Consider the following 16,301-nt stretch of genomic DNA (forward strand, 5'->3'; position numbering starts at 1 on the left):
CATCGGGATGCTCAGTCCCGACAACTTCGAGCAGTCACTCCGCATGGCTGCCTGAACCCTCGTAAGCCCCTGTCCACCATTCGGGGTGAACCTCATGTGGCAACCAGAGAGGCTAGGCAGAGCAGTAAGATGCGAAGCTTCTTCATGAGTGTTCCAATCTCATCACAGCAATTTCGAAAGGATCTCAGGCCCTGCCGATGTCCTTGGTGATCCAGACGATGTCGTCTGTGGTCGCGACCTCACCCTGGACCTGGTAGGTCTTGTACGCGCAGTTGGAGTTGCGCGCGGTGACCTCGGACTTGACGTACCAGGTACGCACCATGCCGCGGACGAGAACCTTCCGTCCCGCGTCCACATCGACGCGTGCCTGCTGTACTCCGCTGATCGTGTGTTCGTTGGTGACCGTCCGCGAGACGCCGAGCTTGAGCGCGCCGCCGAACAGCGTCCAGTCGGCCGTGAACGCGTTCGCCGTCGAGCGGGTATCGGAAACGGACTTCTCGACGACGAGCGTGTCCTTGATCCCGGTGCCGTTCCGCAACTCGGCCGTGACGACCTGGTTGAGGACCTCCCTCTTACTCACGACCTTGACCCGCTTGAACGACGAGCACGACGACGCATTCGCCTGCGGAGCGGCGAAAAGACTCGCCTGTGCGGGAAGGGCCACTCCCGCGGCGGTGATACCAAAAGCCAGACCACTCACGACAAGCGTGCGAAGAGAAGACTTTCCGACCTTCACTTGAACCTCCGTTGGTATTGCCGATGGAATAGGGAATGGCATTCAGCAGTTGGTGACGCGTGAGGTCCACGATCCGACGACGATCCGGCCGATGTTGTCGTTCACATAGCCGGGCAGATCGACGTCACGGCCTGGTCCGATCTGACAACTCCGGCCGCCGGAAGCCTGTGTCAGGCGCACCCAGCTGGAGCCCGAGTTGATGAGGTTCGATCCCCTGGTGCGGGTTCGGTACGGGGCCTGGTAGCTGCCGTTCTCGGCAGCGGTCCACACGACCGCGCCGCCGTGGTTGGGGTTCTCGAAGATGCAGACCAGCCGCAGGCCCCGGCAGTCGTCAATCGGAGCAGCGGAGGCGGTGGTCACCGGGCCGAAGACGACGCCGAGCAGAGCCACCAGCACGCCAAGACCGACACGTTTGCTCATACTGGTCACCTCCACTGGGTGCAGCCACTTGAAGGGCGGACTTCGATGGCACGCAACTGGTCCGCGTAGGTACCCTTGGGCAGCTGGCGTATCGCCTGCCCGCTGCGGATGCAGAGGCTCGCGCCGTCGAGTTTGCCGGTCAGCTTGATCGTGTACGACGTCCGGTTGATGATCGACGATGTCTTGCGGAAGTCGCCTCCGTAGGTGTAAAGGCCCGGAGAGCTTTCTTGCCAGACGATGTTGCCCTTGTAGTTGGCGTCGATGTACGCGCAGGCCACTCCCCAGTCCGGACAATCCCACACTCTCGCCGACGCGGTCCCGGCCGACGCCAACGTCGCGAGCGACGCGACACTGAGCGCCAATCCCATTCCCAGACGTTTCCTCATGATTTACCAGCTCCTTAGGAGTCACCTATGAAGGGAAAACGACATATGATCACCGGAGAGAATTCTTCGGAACACATTACAAATGTTCGAAAGAAGCGCGCCGGTCGGTTCCGCGAACGATCCGGCTGATCGCATGATCGGTCAGTTTGCTGCGTGGCAATCGGACTCCGGCGGAAAGGCTTGCCGCCGGATGTCATCACGGGACGATTCAGCCCCGTGCTGTCATGGGGTGTTGCGGCAGTTCCATGTGCTGGTGACCTGCCCCCTGTTGCCGGACTGCGTGTAGCGCACCAGTTCGACGGACTTCGTCGCCGGGTGGTCTCTGCGGCACGCATCCCAGGCCGTTCGCCAAATCGTTCGGGAAACCTCTTCGCGGGAGGGCTTCTCGCTCTTGAACACATATCCCGGGGCGTAGTTGGTGATCTGCCCGAGTGTCGCCGCATTGGCCGGGGTGCTCAGGCCGATGCCGAGCGCGGCCACCATGCCACAGGCGAGTACGACGCCCGCCAGCTTCCGCCGCTGGAACTCTCGCTGGTCCGATGTCTTGCCGAACGTGCCCAACACTATTCTCCTGGTTTTTTGCGACCTATGGGACCGGGCCACTGTCCTGCAGCGGTCCTGATGAAGGCAAGGCGGCGAGACGCGATTCCGAGCCTTGCGAACTGAGGTCTAAAAATGCGCGAATCGAGGAAGGCGCCGAAGTGCGACTCGGACCCCGTCGCGGCATCCGGCCGACCTCGTGGGCGAGGCCGGGCTCGAGCGCGGTGATCCTCGCCTGATGGTCGGGTTGAACAGGGTGATCGCCTCGTCGTCCGGGCGCGCACGATCCCTGCGGCGTGGAGCCGCGCAAGACGAGGAGAATCCGCATAGCAGTCAAATATGCGCATATTTGATCTTTTCGGGCAGGCCAAGGCCCTTTCGAGAAGAGTGCGTTAGTATCTGTGAACGTTCACAGTCGAACACCATGTCAGTGCGCGCGAGGACTTGTTCATGCAATGTGAAGTTTTCTCACTTTATCGGAAGGGGGTCCACTGTGTACAGGCGTCACAGTTCGGACACTCGCCCGCTGGTGGCCGGGCGGGCGGCAAGGGGGCCTGTCAAGTGGCGACAAGGGAACGCAAAGCTAAACAAAGGGTAAACGAAGAGGCTGGCGTCGGGAAGCTTCCGGCGGTCCAGAGCATTCCTCGGTGCCGAATTCGTCTCAGCGGCACGGACGAATTGGTTCTGGACGGCGTCATATCGGCAGGCCCTGATCGTCGTTCCCGTGAGGGTCTGTGTAGCGAAAGAAGAGAAGGCCGCTGATGCGCGCAGAGAAGGCCACGGTCATTGGCAGGCGAGCCGAGCTCGCGGCCGTCGAGGAGTATGTGGACGAGGCGGCGGTGGTGCTCGTCCGAGGGGGCGCCGGAACAGGGAAAACCGCCCTCTTGGACGAGCTTCGACGCACCTGGAGAATTCGGGGGATCACCGTCATCCGGCTGAATTTTTCCGCGTCCTCCACCGCTTGGGACAAGTTCGGCGGCCGTCCGGTGTTCGAGCCGGTTCAACACGACCTGCACGAAATCGGCGACTCACGGCTGATCGCCTCGATGGCGGTGCTGAACCGGTTGAGTCTCGCCGAGACCCACATCTCAGCGTCCGGCCGTTCGATTCTGGTCGCCGAGCTGGTGCGACTGTTCCGGTCTCTGCGCGGCCGAGGATCGGTCGCTGTGCTCCTCGACGACCTCCACGCCGCGCCGCATCCGGATTTGGCTGTATGGGCGGCTCATCAGGCAGGTTGCACGGTGGTGGCGACCTGCCGCGAGTACGGGGTAGCCGAACCGATGTCGCCGGGTGTGATCCCGGACCGCGTGCTCGACCTCGCCCCGCTGCCGGACGAGGAAATCGGCGAACTGCTCGCGGCCGCCACCCGAGGTCACTTGGACGAGGGGGTGTCCGCGGCCATCCAGGCAGGACTCGGCACGCTCGCCGGCAACCCGGGCGCGGTGCTCGGTGTCTTCGAGCAGCTGGTGGAGAACGGCAGGCTCGTCGAGGTGCACGGGCGCCTCTGCCTGGCCGACCCGGCCGCCTCGATCGCGCTCCCCGCCGATCACCACCTGGTTCGTTCCGCGACTCGGTTCGGCGAGCAGGGAACGCAGCTGCTCGGACTGATCGCGAGTATGGATCGCTGCACCGTCGACGATCTGATGATCTTCGCCGCGGCGACCGGCCGTGATTTCGGCGACTGCGGCCGCATGGTCGACCAGCTGGTGGTCGCGGGCGTGCTGGACTACGACGACAACGGGATGCTGAGCGTTCCGTGCCCGGCCTTGAGCGCCACACTCCTGCGCGACCTGTGCCCAGTGGGAATGGCTTCGTTGCACGCAGCCATCGCCGAACGGCTGGCGCGGACCGAGGGCTCTCTCTTCGCGGCACCGGCCGCGACCGCCGATCACCTCGCGTTGGCAGGCGCCGCCTTGCCGCCGGATCCGGCTATGGTCGCCCCGCTCGAAACCGAGGCTACGCGGATGCTTCGGGGTGACCCGGTGAGAGCGGCGCTCCGATACGGGGCGGCGTTCCGGCACTGCGATCCAGGCGGGCCGGACTATGCCCGGATTCTCGGCACCTTGCTGCGCCTGCTGGTCAAGATCGGCGACTACCGCCGGCTCGGTGAGGTCGTCATCGAAGCCGTGACCGAGTGCGTCGAGAACGAGCACCGGTACGAACTGGCGGTTTCGGCGGCGCTTGCCGCGGTGCACACGGGCGTACCAGTGCCGGAACCGGTGCGTGCCGCGTTGGCGGGCTACCCCGGGGGCGCGGAGCCGCTGGAGTTCGCCGAGGCCTGGTTCGACGGCGGGGAATCGTTCGACGGTGACCGGCTGGAGTCCGCGTTCGGCGCGTTCCGCGGGGAAGGTCCGCTCGGCGAAGAGGCGTCCGAGGCTCTCGACGTGGCGGCGGACCGGCACGATGTCGTCACGATGTTCAAGGTGGTCATCGGCAGTGGCTACGGTGAGCCCGCGACCGGGCCACTGGCGATTTTCGGGCGTATCGCGCGAAATTTCGCCGGCGGCGATTGGCGTGGTATCCCTTCGGACGCCCGGCGTCTCGAACTGTCGGGTTCGACGACGCCGGCCATCCATGTCCTTGCCCGGTTGATCACCGCGGAGGTCCTGTCTTCCTTCGGTGAAGTGCGCCAAGCTCACCAGTGGCTTGAGCAGGTCGGTGTCGGCTGTCCGTTCCCGGCCACCCGGGCCTGGGTCGAGATGGGGATCACCTACCGGAGCGGGGAATGGGACTGCGCTCGAGAGCGAGGCTGGGCGGCGTACGTGAAGATCGCGGCGGGCGTCGATCGTGGTGTTCTCACGGGTCTCTCATCGTTTCTCACCCGTTTGGCTTACCTCGAGCGGATGGACGAGGGCGCCGAGAACCTGCGACGCCTTCGAGACGACGCCCAACGCTGGCGAGCGCGCCACGGCGGGGTGTCCCTGCGTGTCACCGAACTCATCTTGCGCGGCCTGGCGGACAACGACTACGCCGCCGCGACCGAGGCAGTCGGAATCCTGCGCGAACAAGGCCTGCAGGGCGAACTGATGCGCGCTCTGATCACCGTCGCCTTCACGACGGACGAGCCGCGCCCGTGGTACCAGGAGGCATGTGACATCGCCCGCAGGCTTGGCGGCGACTGGATGTTGATGAACATCAAGACGGCGATGCGCGACACCACTGTCGCCTTGCCTTCATACAGAAAGGACCAGGACGCGCTGACGAAGCTCGAGGAGCGCATCATCGACCTGATCCGGCGTGGCATGACGAACCGGCAGATCGGAGTCGCGATCCACATGAAAGAGAAGACCGTGGAGAACCTCCTCACCCGGTTGTTCGCGAAGACCGGCTGCAGGTCGCGGTTGGAACTGACGACGGCCAGCATCGGGGGACGGCTGACGGTCATGTCAGCCGATTGCGCCTCATGAATTCAATTCACGCGTGGTAGGCGGAACCTGTCCATATTTCCGATGAGGGCCTGCTGGAGTTTTCGTCGGTTTTGCCTCCGACCTGCGGAAGTGTCGCAGGTCACCGCATCAAGGATTGCCGAGGGAGAACCCCTGTATGCATCGAATTTCATTGCTCGGCCGAATGGCTTTGCCTACTGTGACGCACGCGAGAGGGAGTGGCCGATTCCTGGCGACATCAGAGTCAAGACGGGCAGGTAGACGAACATGACTTTACTGGATGACCGGCCAGAACAGGTTTCGAGTCTCTCGGCTCCTTTTTCCGCGGACGCCGATGCCCGCGACATCGCGGAACAGTTGCTGGCTGGTCTCACGTCCGATCCGGCCTCACCCGCCGCCAAGGCCCTGTTCGCCGAGGTGGCGTGCGTTTACCGTCAAGTGGCGGAAGGCACTCGCGGAGACCTGCCCGATCAGCGGGAGAGAATTCGGGCGGCCGGGCGTACGTTCGCGGGCGCGGGCGGTGTACTCGACACCACGGCCGACATGTTCGGCAGGTTGGCCTCGCAGCTGATCAGCGTCGTGGCCGCGCAGCATCCGGAACGGGTTCGGTCGGTGGCCGACGTCGCGCAACTGATGCTGAGGGAGTTCCTCGCGGGAGTGAGCGAATCGCAGCGGGTAGCGGGCTTGACAAGAGAGACCCGCCGCAGCCTGGTCCGGCGGCTGATCCTGGACGAAGACATCGGCGCCGATGTCGCCGGCGGTCTCGACGCGGACTACATCGTGGCTGTGCTTCGATTCCCGCAGCGGCCGCCGCAGGGGCTGATGGCACTCATCGACGAGTGCGAGGCCCACGGCGTGCTGAGCGCGCCGTTCGAAGAGTGCGTCGTCGCGCTGATCCCGGGGCGAGCCGAGAGCATCATCTCCTGGTTGGCGCGGGAATGCGAAGCGCGGTTCGGCAGTGTGCCGTGGTTCGCGACGGCCGAATGCCGTCCGCGTACGGAGATCGCGTCCGGATACAAGGAAGCCATGGACGTCCTGGCTCTGGCGCGGGCCACGGGGCAGGCGCCCGGACTGCACCGCCTTGACGACTTTCGGGTCGAATACGTGCTCACCAGTGATCCGGCGCTCTTCGAGACCCTGGTGACGGCGATCGAACCGCTGCTGGGCAATCCGCCCATTCATCAGACACTGACAGCGTTGATCCGAAACGATTTCAACCGGTCCGCCGCCGCGCGGGAACTATTCGTGCACCGGTCCACCATGGACCACCGCATCCGCCGGATCGAGGAGCTCACCGGATACGCCCCGATGACGTGCCGGGGTGCGTACATCCTCCGGATCGCGATGACAGCGCACACGATGGCCGTATTGGCGAAAGGCCGATTGGTGCAATAGCGGCCATGACATTTGTGTGTTTTCGCGGCAGAACGGCCACCAGGCGCGGTGACTGTTCACGCCGTCGCTGTGCGCCATTTCGAGTCGTCGACCCTGCGGAAGTGCCGTACCATTCCGCCTTGCCACCTCGTCGACCGGGAGAGTAGTAGCCGTGCCTCGAAAACGTCTTCTTCCCGCCCAAGAGCACTTCGCGGCCGAAGTCGTCACCGCACTGCAGGCGGGTGGTTATGGCAAGCTGGTCGTCATTGCCGGCCCCGCGGGTTTCGAGGTTGCCCATGCGCTCGATGAAATCTGCGCACGCTGGCGCGAGACGAAGCCGACCGAGAAAGCTCCACGGAGAACGGTCTTCACGGTCTCTCTTGACGAGGCACAGACGGAGTCCCACCTCCTCGATCGGACTCCCTCGCCCGCGATGTTGCGTGGCCACCCGAACAGTCTCCTTTGCCTCAAGGGTTTCCAATCCTTACGGGCCGACGTTCTCCCAGCGTTAAAGGACTTGGCCCGGCAGCTGGAAGCTGCGAAAGCGGTCTGTGTGGCAGGTGTTTCGCTGCCTTTCCCGCCGCAGGAGCGGGCCGTGTTCGCCGAGGCTTTGGAACAGCTCCGCCGTGAGGGCATCGTCCACTACATCACTCTGCGCCCCTTGCCAAGGCCGAGGTTCGACGCCGAGGTCGCCATCGTGCTCGGCGCGAAACCCGAGCTCGCTCTGCGCGAACGGACCTGGCAGCTCACGCACGGCTGGCCGGGCGCCGCCGTCGCGTTGCTCCGGATCCACGACGATCACGACATCGTGCGGATAGCCGACCAACACGCGTTTCTGACGCCGTGGCACGGCTATCCCCGGCTGGTCGAGACCGACGAACCGGTCCGGTGGATCCGACGGCAGGGCGACCTGATGTGGAAAGCGGCGAAGGCGGTCGCCGTCCTCGATCCGCTCGGTCCGGCACTGCCAGTGCTGCTGGCCGACGCGGTCGGCGTCAGCGAACCGGAGGCGGTCGACCTGCTCGCCCGGCTCCACGATGTCGGTGCGCTGCACTTCCGCCGCTCTGAATCGGCATGGCGGTTCCGGATCCCGCTCGTCGGCGCGGCACTGCGGGCGGTGCTCGGGCCGTACGAGCGACGCAGGCTGGCCAAGATCGCCGTCGAAGCGATCTGGTCGGGCGACGCCAGTTGCGCGGATCCCGGCTACCTGCCCGATCAGCTGGCCTTCGCCGGCAGGCTGGTCGATCCCGAGCGGGCGCGGCGGGAATTGCTCTTCTTCGCGGGCCAGGCCGCCTTCGCCGGCGGCGACGCGACCATCGCCTGGCTGCGTGCGGCCGCCGAGCTCACGGCCGATCGCGCCGAGCGTGCCGAACATGGCGAAATCCTGCTCGCCCACGCCCGGACCTGCCTTGCCCGCGGCCGAGCCGATCTCGCCCTGCAGTCCTCCAGCACTTTGCTGACCAGATTTTCCGACGAGATTCCCAGTGACGAGCTGGTGGGTGCTCTGTTCGTGCATGTCATGGCACTGCACGAAACCAAGGATCTCGACACGCTCGAGCGTGTCGCGCGGGATGACCTGTCGAACTGGCGGTTCAGCCAGTTGGAAGAGGACCTTTGCCGCGCCTTCGCGTTGTCACTGCTCGGCCGGTGGCGAGAGACCCAGGACCTGCTCGACGCACTTCGGCATGAACCCGGCGCCGGTGCCATCGAAGCGAATATCGACCAGATCAGTCCGGTCGCGGATCTCTGGCTCGGCCTGACCGGAAAGTTCGATCAGGACGTCGCCGACCTGCCAGGCCGGGTGGCGCGCGGGGAACTCCCGACGGGTGAGCTGATTTACCACAGCGGGGCGCTTCTGGCACTAGGTGAACTCGACCGAGCCGAGGACCTGCTCGACCGCACCAGCAAGGTCCCCATTCGGCTCACTGTCCCCTCGCAGATGGCCAGGGAGTTCTACCGGGGCGAATTCGATGAAGCGCTGGAACTGACCCGGAAGAACATCGCCACCGGTTCCCCTCACGGCTGTGACGTCAACCAGAGCGTGATGTTCCAGCTCGCGGCGCTGTTGCAGCTCTCACGCGGAAAACTCACCCACGGTCGTGAGCTCTGTGCGATGGCACGGTCCCGGCAACCGACACTGCCGCATGTGCTGGCACTGCCTGAGTCGTTGGTCGAGACGATGTTCCGCAACATCGACGGGGCTCGAACTGTGCTGCTGGAGGCGGCGATGCGTGCCGAGGACGCCGGCATCGTCGCCCATACCAACGGTCTGTGGACCGGTATCGCGGAAATCGCGATCGCGACCGGACTCGGCGCTGACCGGCTTCCGGAATGCATGAAGCGGCTCGACGAGATCGCCGATCAGATCGGGAGCGAACCCGCTGAGATCCAGCGCCTGTCACTGCGCGCGTTTGCCGACTCCGACCAGCGCGCTGCCAGAACGGCACTTCAGCTGCTTCGCAAACGAGGGCAAGTGTACGAATTGGCTACCGGAATCGAACGGCTTGTCCGCTTCGGCGTCGCCGATCCGGCGCTGCTCTACGAAGCCTACGAGCACTACGGCACGATGGACGCGTTGATGCGGCGATCCTGGTTGCGTCGGCTGATGCAGGAACACCGGATGGCGGTACCCGGGCGGCAGGCGACCACCGCCGAGAACGAACGGCTACTGGCGGTGCTCATCTCGGAAGGCCTCAGCAACAAGCAGATCGCCGCGGTGCTGAACACCAGCGAAAAGAGCGTCGAAGGAAGGCTTTCGCGGTTGTTCTCCCGTAGTGGCTACAAGTCCCGCGTCAAGCTCGCCACGGCCATGCTCACGGCCTTTTCGAAGGATGAAATTCAGGGCGTGTAAGCAAAAGCAAAAAGCGACGCTGAGCGTTGTTCCGCGCGGGGCCTCGTCGAGGTGTCGCTGATCGGGACGCGGTTCATGGTCAAGGTGCTGTTCATAATTCCGCGCTCCCTGCCTCGGTGCCTCCAGCCGTCTTCGGCCGGGGACCTCTGGATAACACTGTTCGAAAATGTTGGATTGCTGGACAGTCGCACTTTTTGAAACGCGGATTTCCTGCCCGGCGTCTCGTCATATTGCTGTGCGACTATACATTTTGCGCGGAACGCGGAACTGTTTCCTGCCGACTCTGATTGCTCGCCCACTCTGCCGCCACTAGGTTCAGTGCACTTGTTCCGCGATTTCCCCAGTCAGAACCGGGGGTCATGTCATGACTGCAACGCTGGGCCCCGAACCGGGCCTCATCACCGGGGCAGGTCTCGCCGAACTGCTCTGGACGGACATCGCGCCGGTTCTGCACCGGATGCCGGAACAACTCGGCGCCACAGTGCGTCCCCTCCTGCGGGAAGTGGTTCCGCTCATGGTCTCCGCCGCGGACGGAGCAGGCCGGTGGTCCGACGAGACGGCCTCGCGGGTTCGCGGGTGCGTCACCCAGATCGCCAGGGTCACCGACGACCTGACGCCGATCGTGGGAGTGATCGATGAGCTGACCTCGCGTGTGCTCCACGTCGTGATGGCCGACGCCACGAGTGCGGCGGCCACCTCATCGCCCCGCGAAGTGTCCGCGATGGGTGGCAGGCTGGTCGCCGAGCTGCTCGCCGGCGCGCACCACGCGGCAGTGAGGATGCACAGGGGTGCGGGTGTCAGGGACAAAAGGCGCCGTGCGCACGAACTGCTCAAGGGAACGCACGCTGACGGTGATCACGATCTCGCGCCCGCCTATGCCGTAGTCACGCTACATTCGCCGACGCCGTTCGATCCCGACGCGGTGACCGGCATCTTCGAGCGCGTCGCGGGGGAAGGCACGCTCGTCGCTCTCGGCACGACAAGCGGCTTCGCACTGTTGCCGGCGGCGGATGAGGTTCGCGCGGTACAGCTGGCTCGGCAGGCGCATGACGAGCTGTCGGGGAGGCTGTGGCTGGCCGCGTCGTGGCGTCCGCGTGGGGAGATCGCTTGGGGGCGCCAGGAGGCGAGCAAGGTGCTTTCCCTGGTGCTCGGTGCCGGTTACGAGCCTGGCGTTTACCAGCTTGGTGACGTGCTCGTCGAGTACGCCATCACCCATGTGCCGTCGGTGAGCGAGAACCTGCTCGAGATCATCGCGCCGCTGCTCGGTCAGCCCGTCCTGTTCGAGACGCTCAAGGCGCTGATCGCCGCGGATGGCAACCGCCGCCTGGCCGCCGCGCAGCTGATCATCCACCGCAGCACGCTCGACTACCGTATCCACCGCATCGAGCAGCTGACCGGGGTGCGCCCCGGCAGCGTCAGCGGAATCAACATCCTCAGTGCGGCGCTCACCGCGCACGCCGTGACAGCGAAGAGCGACCAGTCGCAGCCGGTGGACTGATCCGGCAAGCCGGACGTTCCGTCTCGTCCAGGTCGAGTAGGTCTGGCTTGTGAGAGGAGGAATCTGGCCACTCGATGTCCAGATTCCTCCTTTCGCTCCCCGTTCGGCTCGCCTGGTCGCGCCGGTGAGCAGTGTGGCGATGCCGGAAACGACCGGCCTCGCGACCTGTGAGACTTTCTTTCCGATTTGCCGAGCGCATCTCGTGCGTCGTGGGCGAATCCTGTGGGCGGTCCGGCGGTGAGAGTCCCGTAACGTTCCGAGCCCTCACCGTCTATGGCCAGGAAACCAATGTTCTGTGAACAGTATGAGCGTCCTGGAAGCCATTGAGGACGGCGTACCGCTGGTCGCGAGGCCGCATGTGATCGCGGACTGTGCACGTACACAGATTGTGTGCGTCAGCATGTTGAAAATATTCCCGAGATGCAGTTATATGACTGGTGATCGGCCTTGTTCAAGGACTGTGAACGTGCACAGAAAAGTGATGGCGATTGCCGCATACTTGCGATCGAGGAGGTGCTGGTGCGATGGAAAGTGACAAGCAGGCGATTTCGTTGCGTGGTCCGAGGCCGGAACCAGGATTGGTCCGCATTGCCGGCTGACGTGGGAAGTGAGACCGAATGACTACGATCAGCGACGACAAGACGATGACCGCCGTTTTGACGGGGGCATTCCCGGCGCGCAACCGCGAGGCTGTTCCATTGTGGGGACCGGAGCAGGCCGCGGCCGACAGGGATGCGGACCAGCCTCACCGGACAGTGGTGGCTCACGTGCTTGCCTTGTTCTCGGACGCGCTGTCCAACGCCTTCGTCCTCGACGCGCTTTCGGCGCGGCGGATCGGCTGGAACTGGGGGGAATCCAGGTGCAGTCTCGAACGACTGCTCGAAGCGGTGCGCAACCTCACCGCGGACCTCGTGGACGAAGCGCTGAACCGGCATGACGTGTTCGACACCGGCGCACGCTGCCTCGCGGCCCAGCGCATCAGCGAACTCGGCAGCCGGATCCTCATCGAACTCACGCGAGGGTTCCAGCAAGCCGTTGAAACCCCGCACGCTCATGAGGAACCAACCCGGCGCAGGCATGCCGAATTGCTGCTGACCGGTGCGATGAGCCCGCCGCCAGGGCTTTGTTACGCCGTCGTCGGCCTATCCGGTTCCGGCCTCGATCCGGCCGTCGTGGATGGCGCGTTCCGTACTCACGGCGGGCAGCAGACGATGTCGATGCTTGCCGACGGCGGTGGGCATGTCCTTCTTCCCGCTCTGAGCAAGGCCGATGCCGTGCACCTTGTGGAGCGGACACTCAAAGTGCTCGGCGGGACCATCCGGGCCGCGGTCGTCTGGTCCGAGGAGCGCAGCCTTTCCGCGTGCCGCTCAGCCGCCGACGACATCCTGGAACAGGCGATCGCACTGGAACTCACCCCCGGTGTGCACGTGCTCGCCGATGTGCTGCTGGCCTTCGCGGCCGCGCACGAACCGACCGTGTCCAACGCTTTGCTGAAGGTGATCCAGCCGCTGCTCGCACAGCCGATGCTGTGGGAGACCTTGCAGGTGCTGCTCGCCGAGGACGGAAATCGGGGCAGAGTCGCGGAACGGCTCATCATCCACCGGAGCACGGTCGACTATCGGCTGCACCGCATCGACCAGCTCACCGGGCATTCGCCCTGCACCATACGCGGGCTCCGCCTGCTGGCGACCGCCTCGGCAATGCATCGCCTCGCCGAGCTGCGCGGCAGTGCGTCCTGATACCCCAGCGGCGCTCCGGGCACGAGGAGGTCGTGTTTTCGCCGCTCCTGCGATCGTCCTGTTCGGACTTTGAGGTCCGGGGCGGTAAAGTCATGACCATTGGAACCACGTGAGGAACGCATGAGGGAAACCGCGCCACGGCAAGATGTGCGAGCACGGGTCAAGCGCCGTCCGCCGACCATCCACGATGTCGCCGCGCACGCCGGGGTCTCCCGTGGCACCGTCTCGCGTGTCCTGCAGGGCGGCCACAATGTGAGCCAGGCTTCCCAGGAAGCGGTCAACGCCGCGATCCGCAAACTCGGCTACGTAGTCAATCGCGCCGCCCGCAGCCTGGTGACCCAGCGCGCGGGCTCGGTGGCATTCCTGCTTTCGGAGACCCAGGACCGATTCTTCCAGGACCCCAACTTCACCACCCTGCTGCGTGGCTGCACCGAGGCGCTCGCCGCGCACGACCTCCCGCTCGTCTTGATCACCGCGGGCACCGACGCCGAACGCCGTCGCATCTCCCGTTATCTGTCGGCGGGCCCGGTGGACGGCGTGCTGCTGATTTCCTCGCATCGCGACAACTCGATGATCGACCACCTGCGCGAGGCCGGCTTGCCGTTCGTCTGCTGCGGCAAGCCGCTCGGCCGGCGCGGGCCGATGTCCTATGTGGCGGTCGACGAACGGGAAGGCGCCAAGGACATGGTGCGCCACCTGCTCGAATCCGGCCGCAGGCGCGTCGCGACGATCGCGGGCCCGCAGGACACCCCCGGTGGGCTGGACCGGCTGCTCGGCTACCGGGAGACGCTCGCCGAGCACGGCGTCGCCTACGACGAGCGGTTGGTGGCTGTCGGCGACTACAGCCGGGGCAGCGGTGAGGCGTGTATGCGCGAACTGCTTTCCCGTGCGCCGGACATCGACGCGGTGTTCGTCGCGTCGGATCTGATGGCCGCAGGCGCGCTGACCGCGATAGAAGGATCGGGCCGCCGCGTGGCCGATGACATCGCCGTCGGCGGCTTCGACGATTCCTCTGCCGCGCTCGAAGCCAAGCCCCCGCTGACCACGATCCGTCAGCCATGGGCCCGCATCAGTGAGGTGATGGTGCGCCTCGTGCTGGCGCAGATCGCCGGAGACGGCCCGTCCGCGGTGATCCTGCCCGCCGAGCTCGTCATCCGCGAATCGACCTGACGCGACGGGGGTTATGCCTGCCCGCGGCGTCTCCGCGGGAATGGACGGGTGCGTCAGCCCAGTACTGCCTCCCACGAGGTGGTGCTCGAGCCGGCATCGGAGCGAAGACGGTCGCGGGCGCTGGTGTCGGCGTACAGGCCCCAGCGCATCCAGTCCACGAACGTGTTCCGGGCTCGCGAGTCGTTGAAGTAGCTGGTGTGGGTCCCGCCGCGGAAGGTGAGGAATGCCTTCGGTGCGGGCAGTTCGCCGTATGCCTGACGGGCGGACGAGTACGGGCAGGTGGTGTCGCGGTCACCATGGATGAACAGCACCTTCGCCCGCACCGTGCTTCCGGGGTTACCCATGTCCACAGTGGACATGGGCACGGCGGCGACGATCCGCGAGTCGGGCCAGGCGGTCAGCAGACCGTGGGTGGTCATGCCGCCCATCGAATAGCCGGCGACGCCGACGCCGATCGTGGTGGCGATGTGGCCTGCCAGCGGGCCGGTGCCGGTGTTGAGCGCGAGTGTGCGGGTGATGTTCTCGGAGACGTCCTTGGACAGGTTGCCGTTGTAGGCGTCGCCGATGGAGGCAGTGGTGAAGACCGGCGCGGGGACGATGAATCCGGCGGCGGCCAGTGGACGGATGTGCGTCAGCGCTTTCTGCGGGCTGCCGCCGGAGCCGTGCGTGTACTCGCAGATAGGGAACACGCCGTCGGCGACGGGCGCGTCGGCGATCGGCTTCCCGCCGGGTGCGCCCTTGGCCGGGTAGTAGACGTAGGTGTTCAGCTTGCGGGTGCCGCGTGTCCAGGCGTACTGACGGACGCCGACCGCGAACGGTGTGGCCGGCGCCGCGGCGCGCGGTCCGACGGCCCCGAGCGCTTGTTCCGCGCCGAGCATTGCCAGTGCGGCGCCTGCGACTCCGGCGGCGCCGATGCCGAGGAAAGTACGACGATGCATGGTCATGGCAACTCCGAAAGTGTAGGAGGAAGCTCAGTTGCCGGACGGCGAGGCAGGGGCACCGCGGCTGGATGACGTGATGCTCGCTCAGGCCGATCACCCGGAGTCGTTGCGATCAGCTCCGGGTGCAGGGCTTGTCCGTCGCCTCGTGGAAGCTGCCACTCGCGCTGTACCGGTAGCAGTGAGAAGCATCGGTGTTGATGAAGAAACTCCTGTGCTTGCCACCTGTGTCTCGCACTTCGATGGACTGCACCGCGGCAGAGGAAAATGTCCAGACCGCGGTGCCCTTGGATTTGATCCAACGGCAGAACGGAGCCGAAACCGCAGGGTTCTTGTTCGCGACGTCAGTTGAGGTTACGCAAGCCATCTGCGACCCTCCTGACCTGTTGCTCACCAGGACAAAGCCGTTGAAACCATGCGCGGCGACGGCTGCAGGCGCCGGAGTGGCGGCTGCCACTGAAAGCAGAACTGCGGCGCCGAGCGTGATCGCGGGTGTAAGGAAATTCTTCATACGCGGAACGTATGCGGCTCGCGGCTAAGCGGCAACCCCCGGGCGCAAAGCTGCGAAAAATCAGAAACAACCTTCCGAAAGTCACCCTCGCCGAGGTGTGGCCGCGGATCGGATGAGCGAAGTCGGTTCTCGCGAGTCCCGGCTGGAATTGAGTGGTTCCGCATACTCGGAGCTGATAATCCGAAAATGTCTTATTGTCCACATTGGACCCGTATGGAAAGGTTCTCTTTACTATCCCCTTGGGATACCGCAAAACCGCACAGTAAGGTGATCGCCAGTGACATTCATGAAGAAAGCCGCAGTGGGTCTCGCGGCCAGTGCCATCACGCTCGCGACCGCGGCGGTCGGGGCGTCGACGGCCTCGGCGGCAGGGGACCACACCATTGTATTCTCGAACAAGTCCGTCGTGTACTACATCTGCTTCACCTCGAGTGATTCCCAAGGGAAGCAGATCAAGCACAAGTGCACGACCTGGGCGGCAGGGGCCGCTGGGGGGACGTACAAGTTCCGGGTGCCGAGTGCCGCGTCTCAGACGCGCTTCACCGCGTCTGACCGAGGCACGCAGATGATCGGAACGACCCTGCCCAACACGAAGAACTGGTGCTTCCGGGCGCCCGCGAGCTGGAACGGGAGGATTCAGGGGCCTGTCACCCCCTGTAACCCCTGATCTCTGGGTTCCGGGGGAGCCGGATAAAGCCTCGGCGCGGTTAAGGGGGGCGCAGTGATCCGCATAAACCACCGAGTGCGGAACC

13 protein-coding genes are annotated in these 16,301 nt (G+C 65.1%); 7 read left to right on the top strand and 6 right to left on the bottom strand.

Features of this window, described 5'->3' with window-relative positions:
* Positions 1 to 184: 184 nt before the first annotated feature.
* From ACFV15_RS44380 to ACFV15_RS44395, 4 genes are all read right to left on the bottom strand, one after another.
* Complete coding sequence (locus ACFV15_RS44380) at positions 185 to 580, bottom strand: hypothetical protein (RefSeq protein ID WP_378359030.1); 396 nt, start codon at positions 578 to 580, stop codon at positions 185 to 187.
* A gap of 198 nt (positions 581 to 778) precedes the next feature.
* Positions 779 to 1,156, bottom strand: coding sequence for a hypothetical protein (locus tag ACFV15_RS44385; RefSeq protein ID WP_378359032.1), 378 nt, complete (start codon positions 1,154 to 1,156; stop codon positions 779 to 781).
* Positions 1,157 to 1,161: 5 nt separating this feature from the next.
* Positions 1,162 to 1,542, bottom strand: coding sequence for a peptidase inhibitor family I36 protein (locus ACFV15_RS44390; protein ID WP_378359034.1), 381 nt, complete (start codon positions 1,540 to 1,542; stop codon positions 1,162 to 1,164).
* Positions 1,543 to 1,764: 222 nt separating this feature from the next.
* On the bottom strand, positions 1,765 to 2,103 hold the full coding sequence (locus ACFV15_RS44395) for a hypothetical protein (protein WP_378359036.1): 339 nt from the start codon (positions 2,101 to 2,103) through the stop codon (positions 1,765 to 1,767).
* 740 nt (positions 2,104 to 2,843) lie between these two features.
* Between ACFV15_RS44395 and ACFV15_RS44400 the strand changes: the two genes are divergently transcribed.
* The 6 genes from ACFV15_RS44400 (at position 2,844) to ACFV15_RS44425 (ending at position 14,100) form a co-directional block, all read left to right on the top strand.
* A complete protein-coding gene (locus ACFV15_RS44400) occupies positions 2,844 to 5,489 on the top strand; it encodes an AAA family ATPase (protein WP_378359038.1) in 2,646 nt (881 codons plus the stop codon).
* 336 nt (positions 5,490 to 5,825) lie between these two features.
* On the top strand, positions 5,826 to 6,863 hold the full coding sequence (locus ACFV15_RS44405; RefSeq protein ID WP_378359039.1) for a PucR family transcriptional regulator: 1,038 nt from the start codon (positions 5,826 to 5,828) through the stop codon (positions 6,861 to 6,863).
* 532 nt (positions 6,864 to 7,395) lie between these two features.
* Positions 7,396 to 9,693 (top strand): LuxR C-terminal-related transcriptional regulator, encoded by a 2,298-nt coding sequence (locus tag ACFV15_RS44410; protein WP_378359041.1) that lies wholly within the window; start codon positions 7,396 to 7,398, stop codon positions 9,691 to 9,693.
* A gap of 364 nt (positions 9,694 to 10,057) precedes the next feature.
* Positions 10,058 to 11,191 carry a PucR family transcriptional regulator gene (locus ACFV15_RS44415; protein WP_378359042.1) on the top strand — a complete coding sequence of 378 codons (1,134 nt, stop codon included), beginning with the start codon at positions 10,058 to 10,060 and terminating at the stop codon, positions 11,189 to 11,191.
* A 617-nt stretch (positions 11,192 to 11,808) separates the two neighbouring features.
* Entirely contained in the window at positions 11,809 to 12,930 is a 1,122-nt protein-coding gene (locus ACFV15_RS44420) for a helix-turn-helix domain-containing protein (RefSeq protein WP_378359044.1), read from the top strand.
* 120 nt (positions 12,931 to 13,050) lie between these two features.
* A complete protein-coding gene (locus tag ACFV15_RS44425; protein WP_378359045.1) occupies positions 13,051 to 14,100 on the top strand; it encodes a LacI family DNA-binding transcriptional regulator in 1,050 nt (349 codons plus the stop codon).
* Positions 14,101 to 14,153: 53 nt separating this feature from the next.
* Here the strand turns inward: ACFV15_RS44425 and ACFV15_RS44430 are convergent, their stop codons facing one another.
* Together ACFV15_RS44430 and ACFV15_RS44435 are read right to left on the bottom strand one after the other, a co-directional pair.
* Positions 14,154 to 15,044 (bottom strand): alpha/beta hydrolase family protein, encoded by an 891-nt coding sequence (locus ACFV15_RS44430; protein WP_378359046.1) that lies wholly within the window; start codon positions 15,042 to 15,044, stop codon positions 14,154 to 14,156.
* A 109-nt stretch (positions 15,045 to 15,153) separates the two neighbouring features.
* Positions 15,154 to 15,549: a hypothetical protein gene (locus ACFV15_RS44435; protein ID WP_378359048.1), complete on the bottom strand. Its 396-nt coding sequence runs from the start codon at positions 15,547 to 15,549 to the stop codon at positions 15,154 to 15,156.
* A gap of 286 nt (positions 15,550 to 15,835) precedes the next feature.
* Between ACFV15_RS44435 and ACFV15_RS44440 the strand changes: the two genes are divergently transcribed.
* Positions 15,836 to 16,216, top strand: coding sequence for a hypothetical protein (locus ACFV15_RS44440; RefSeq protein WP_378359050.1), 381 nt, complete (start codon positions 15,836 to 15,838; stop codon positions 16,214 to 16,216).
* Positions 16,217 to 16,301: the final 85 nt, after the last annotated feature.

This window comes from Amycolatopsis sp. NPDC059657 (genome assembly GCF_042734395.1).
Lineage (GTDB): Bacteria > Actinomycetota > Actinomycetes > Mycobacteriales > Pseudonocardiaceae > Amycolatopsis.

Excerpts from the sequence above, each read along its gene's own strand:
- ACFV15_RS44385 (WP_378359032.1), bottom strand. The coding sequence starts at position 1,156 with ATGAGCAAACGTGTCGGTCTTGGCGTGCTGGTGGCTCTGCTCGGCGTC.
- ACFV15_RS44390 (WP_378359034.1), bottom strand. The coding sequence starts at position 1,542 with ATGAGGAAACGTCTGGGAATGGGATTGGCGCTCAGTGTCGCGTCGCTC.
- ACFV15_RS44400 (WP_378359038.1), top strand. The coding sequence starts at position 2,844 with ATGCGCGCAGAGAAGGCCACGGTCATTGGCAGGCGAGCCGAGCTCGCG.
- ACFV15_RS44415 (WP_378359042.1), top strand. The coding sequence starts at position 10,058 with ATGACTGCAACGCTGGGCCCCGAACCGGGCCTCATCACCGGGGCAGGT.
- ACFV15_RS44420 (WP_378359044.1), top strand. The coding sequence starts at position 11,809 with ATGACTACGATCAGCGACGACAAGACGATGACCGCCGTTTTGACGGGG.
- ACFV15_RS44425 (WP_378359045.1), top strand. The coding sequence starts at position 13,051 with ATGAGGGAAACCGCGCCACGGCAAGATGTGCGAGCACGGGTCAAGCGC.
- ACFV15_RS44430 (WP_378359046.1), bottom strand. The coding sequence starts at position 15,044 with ATGACCATGCATCGTCGTACTTTCCTCGGCATCGGCGCCGCCGGAGTC.
- ACFV15_RS44435 (WP_378359048.1), bottom strand. The coding sequence starts at position 15,549 with ATGAAGAATTTCCTTACACCCGCGATCACGCTCGGCGCCGCAGTTCTG.
- ACFV15_RS44440 (WP_378359050.1), top strand. The coding sequence starts at position 15,836 with ATGAAGAAAGCCGCAGTGGGTCTCGCGGCCAGTGCCATCACGCTCGCG.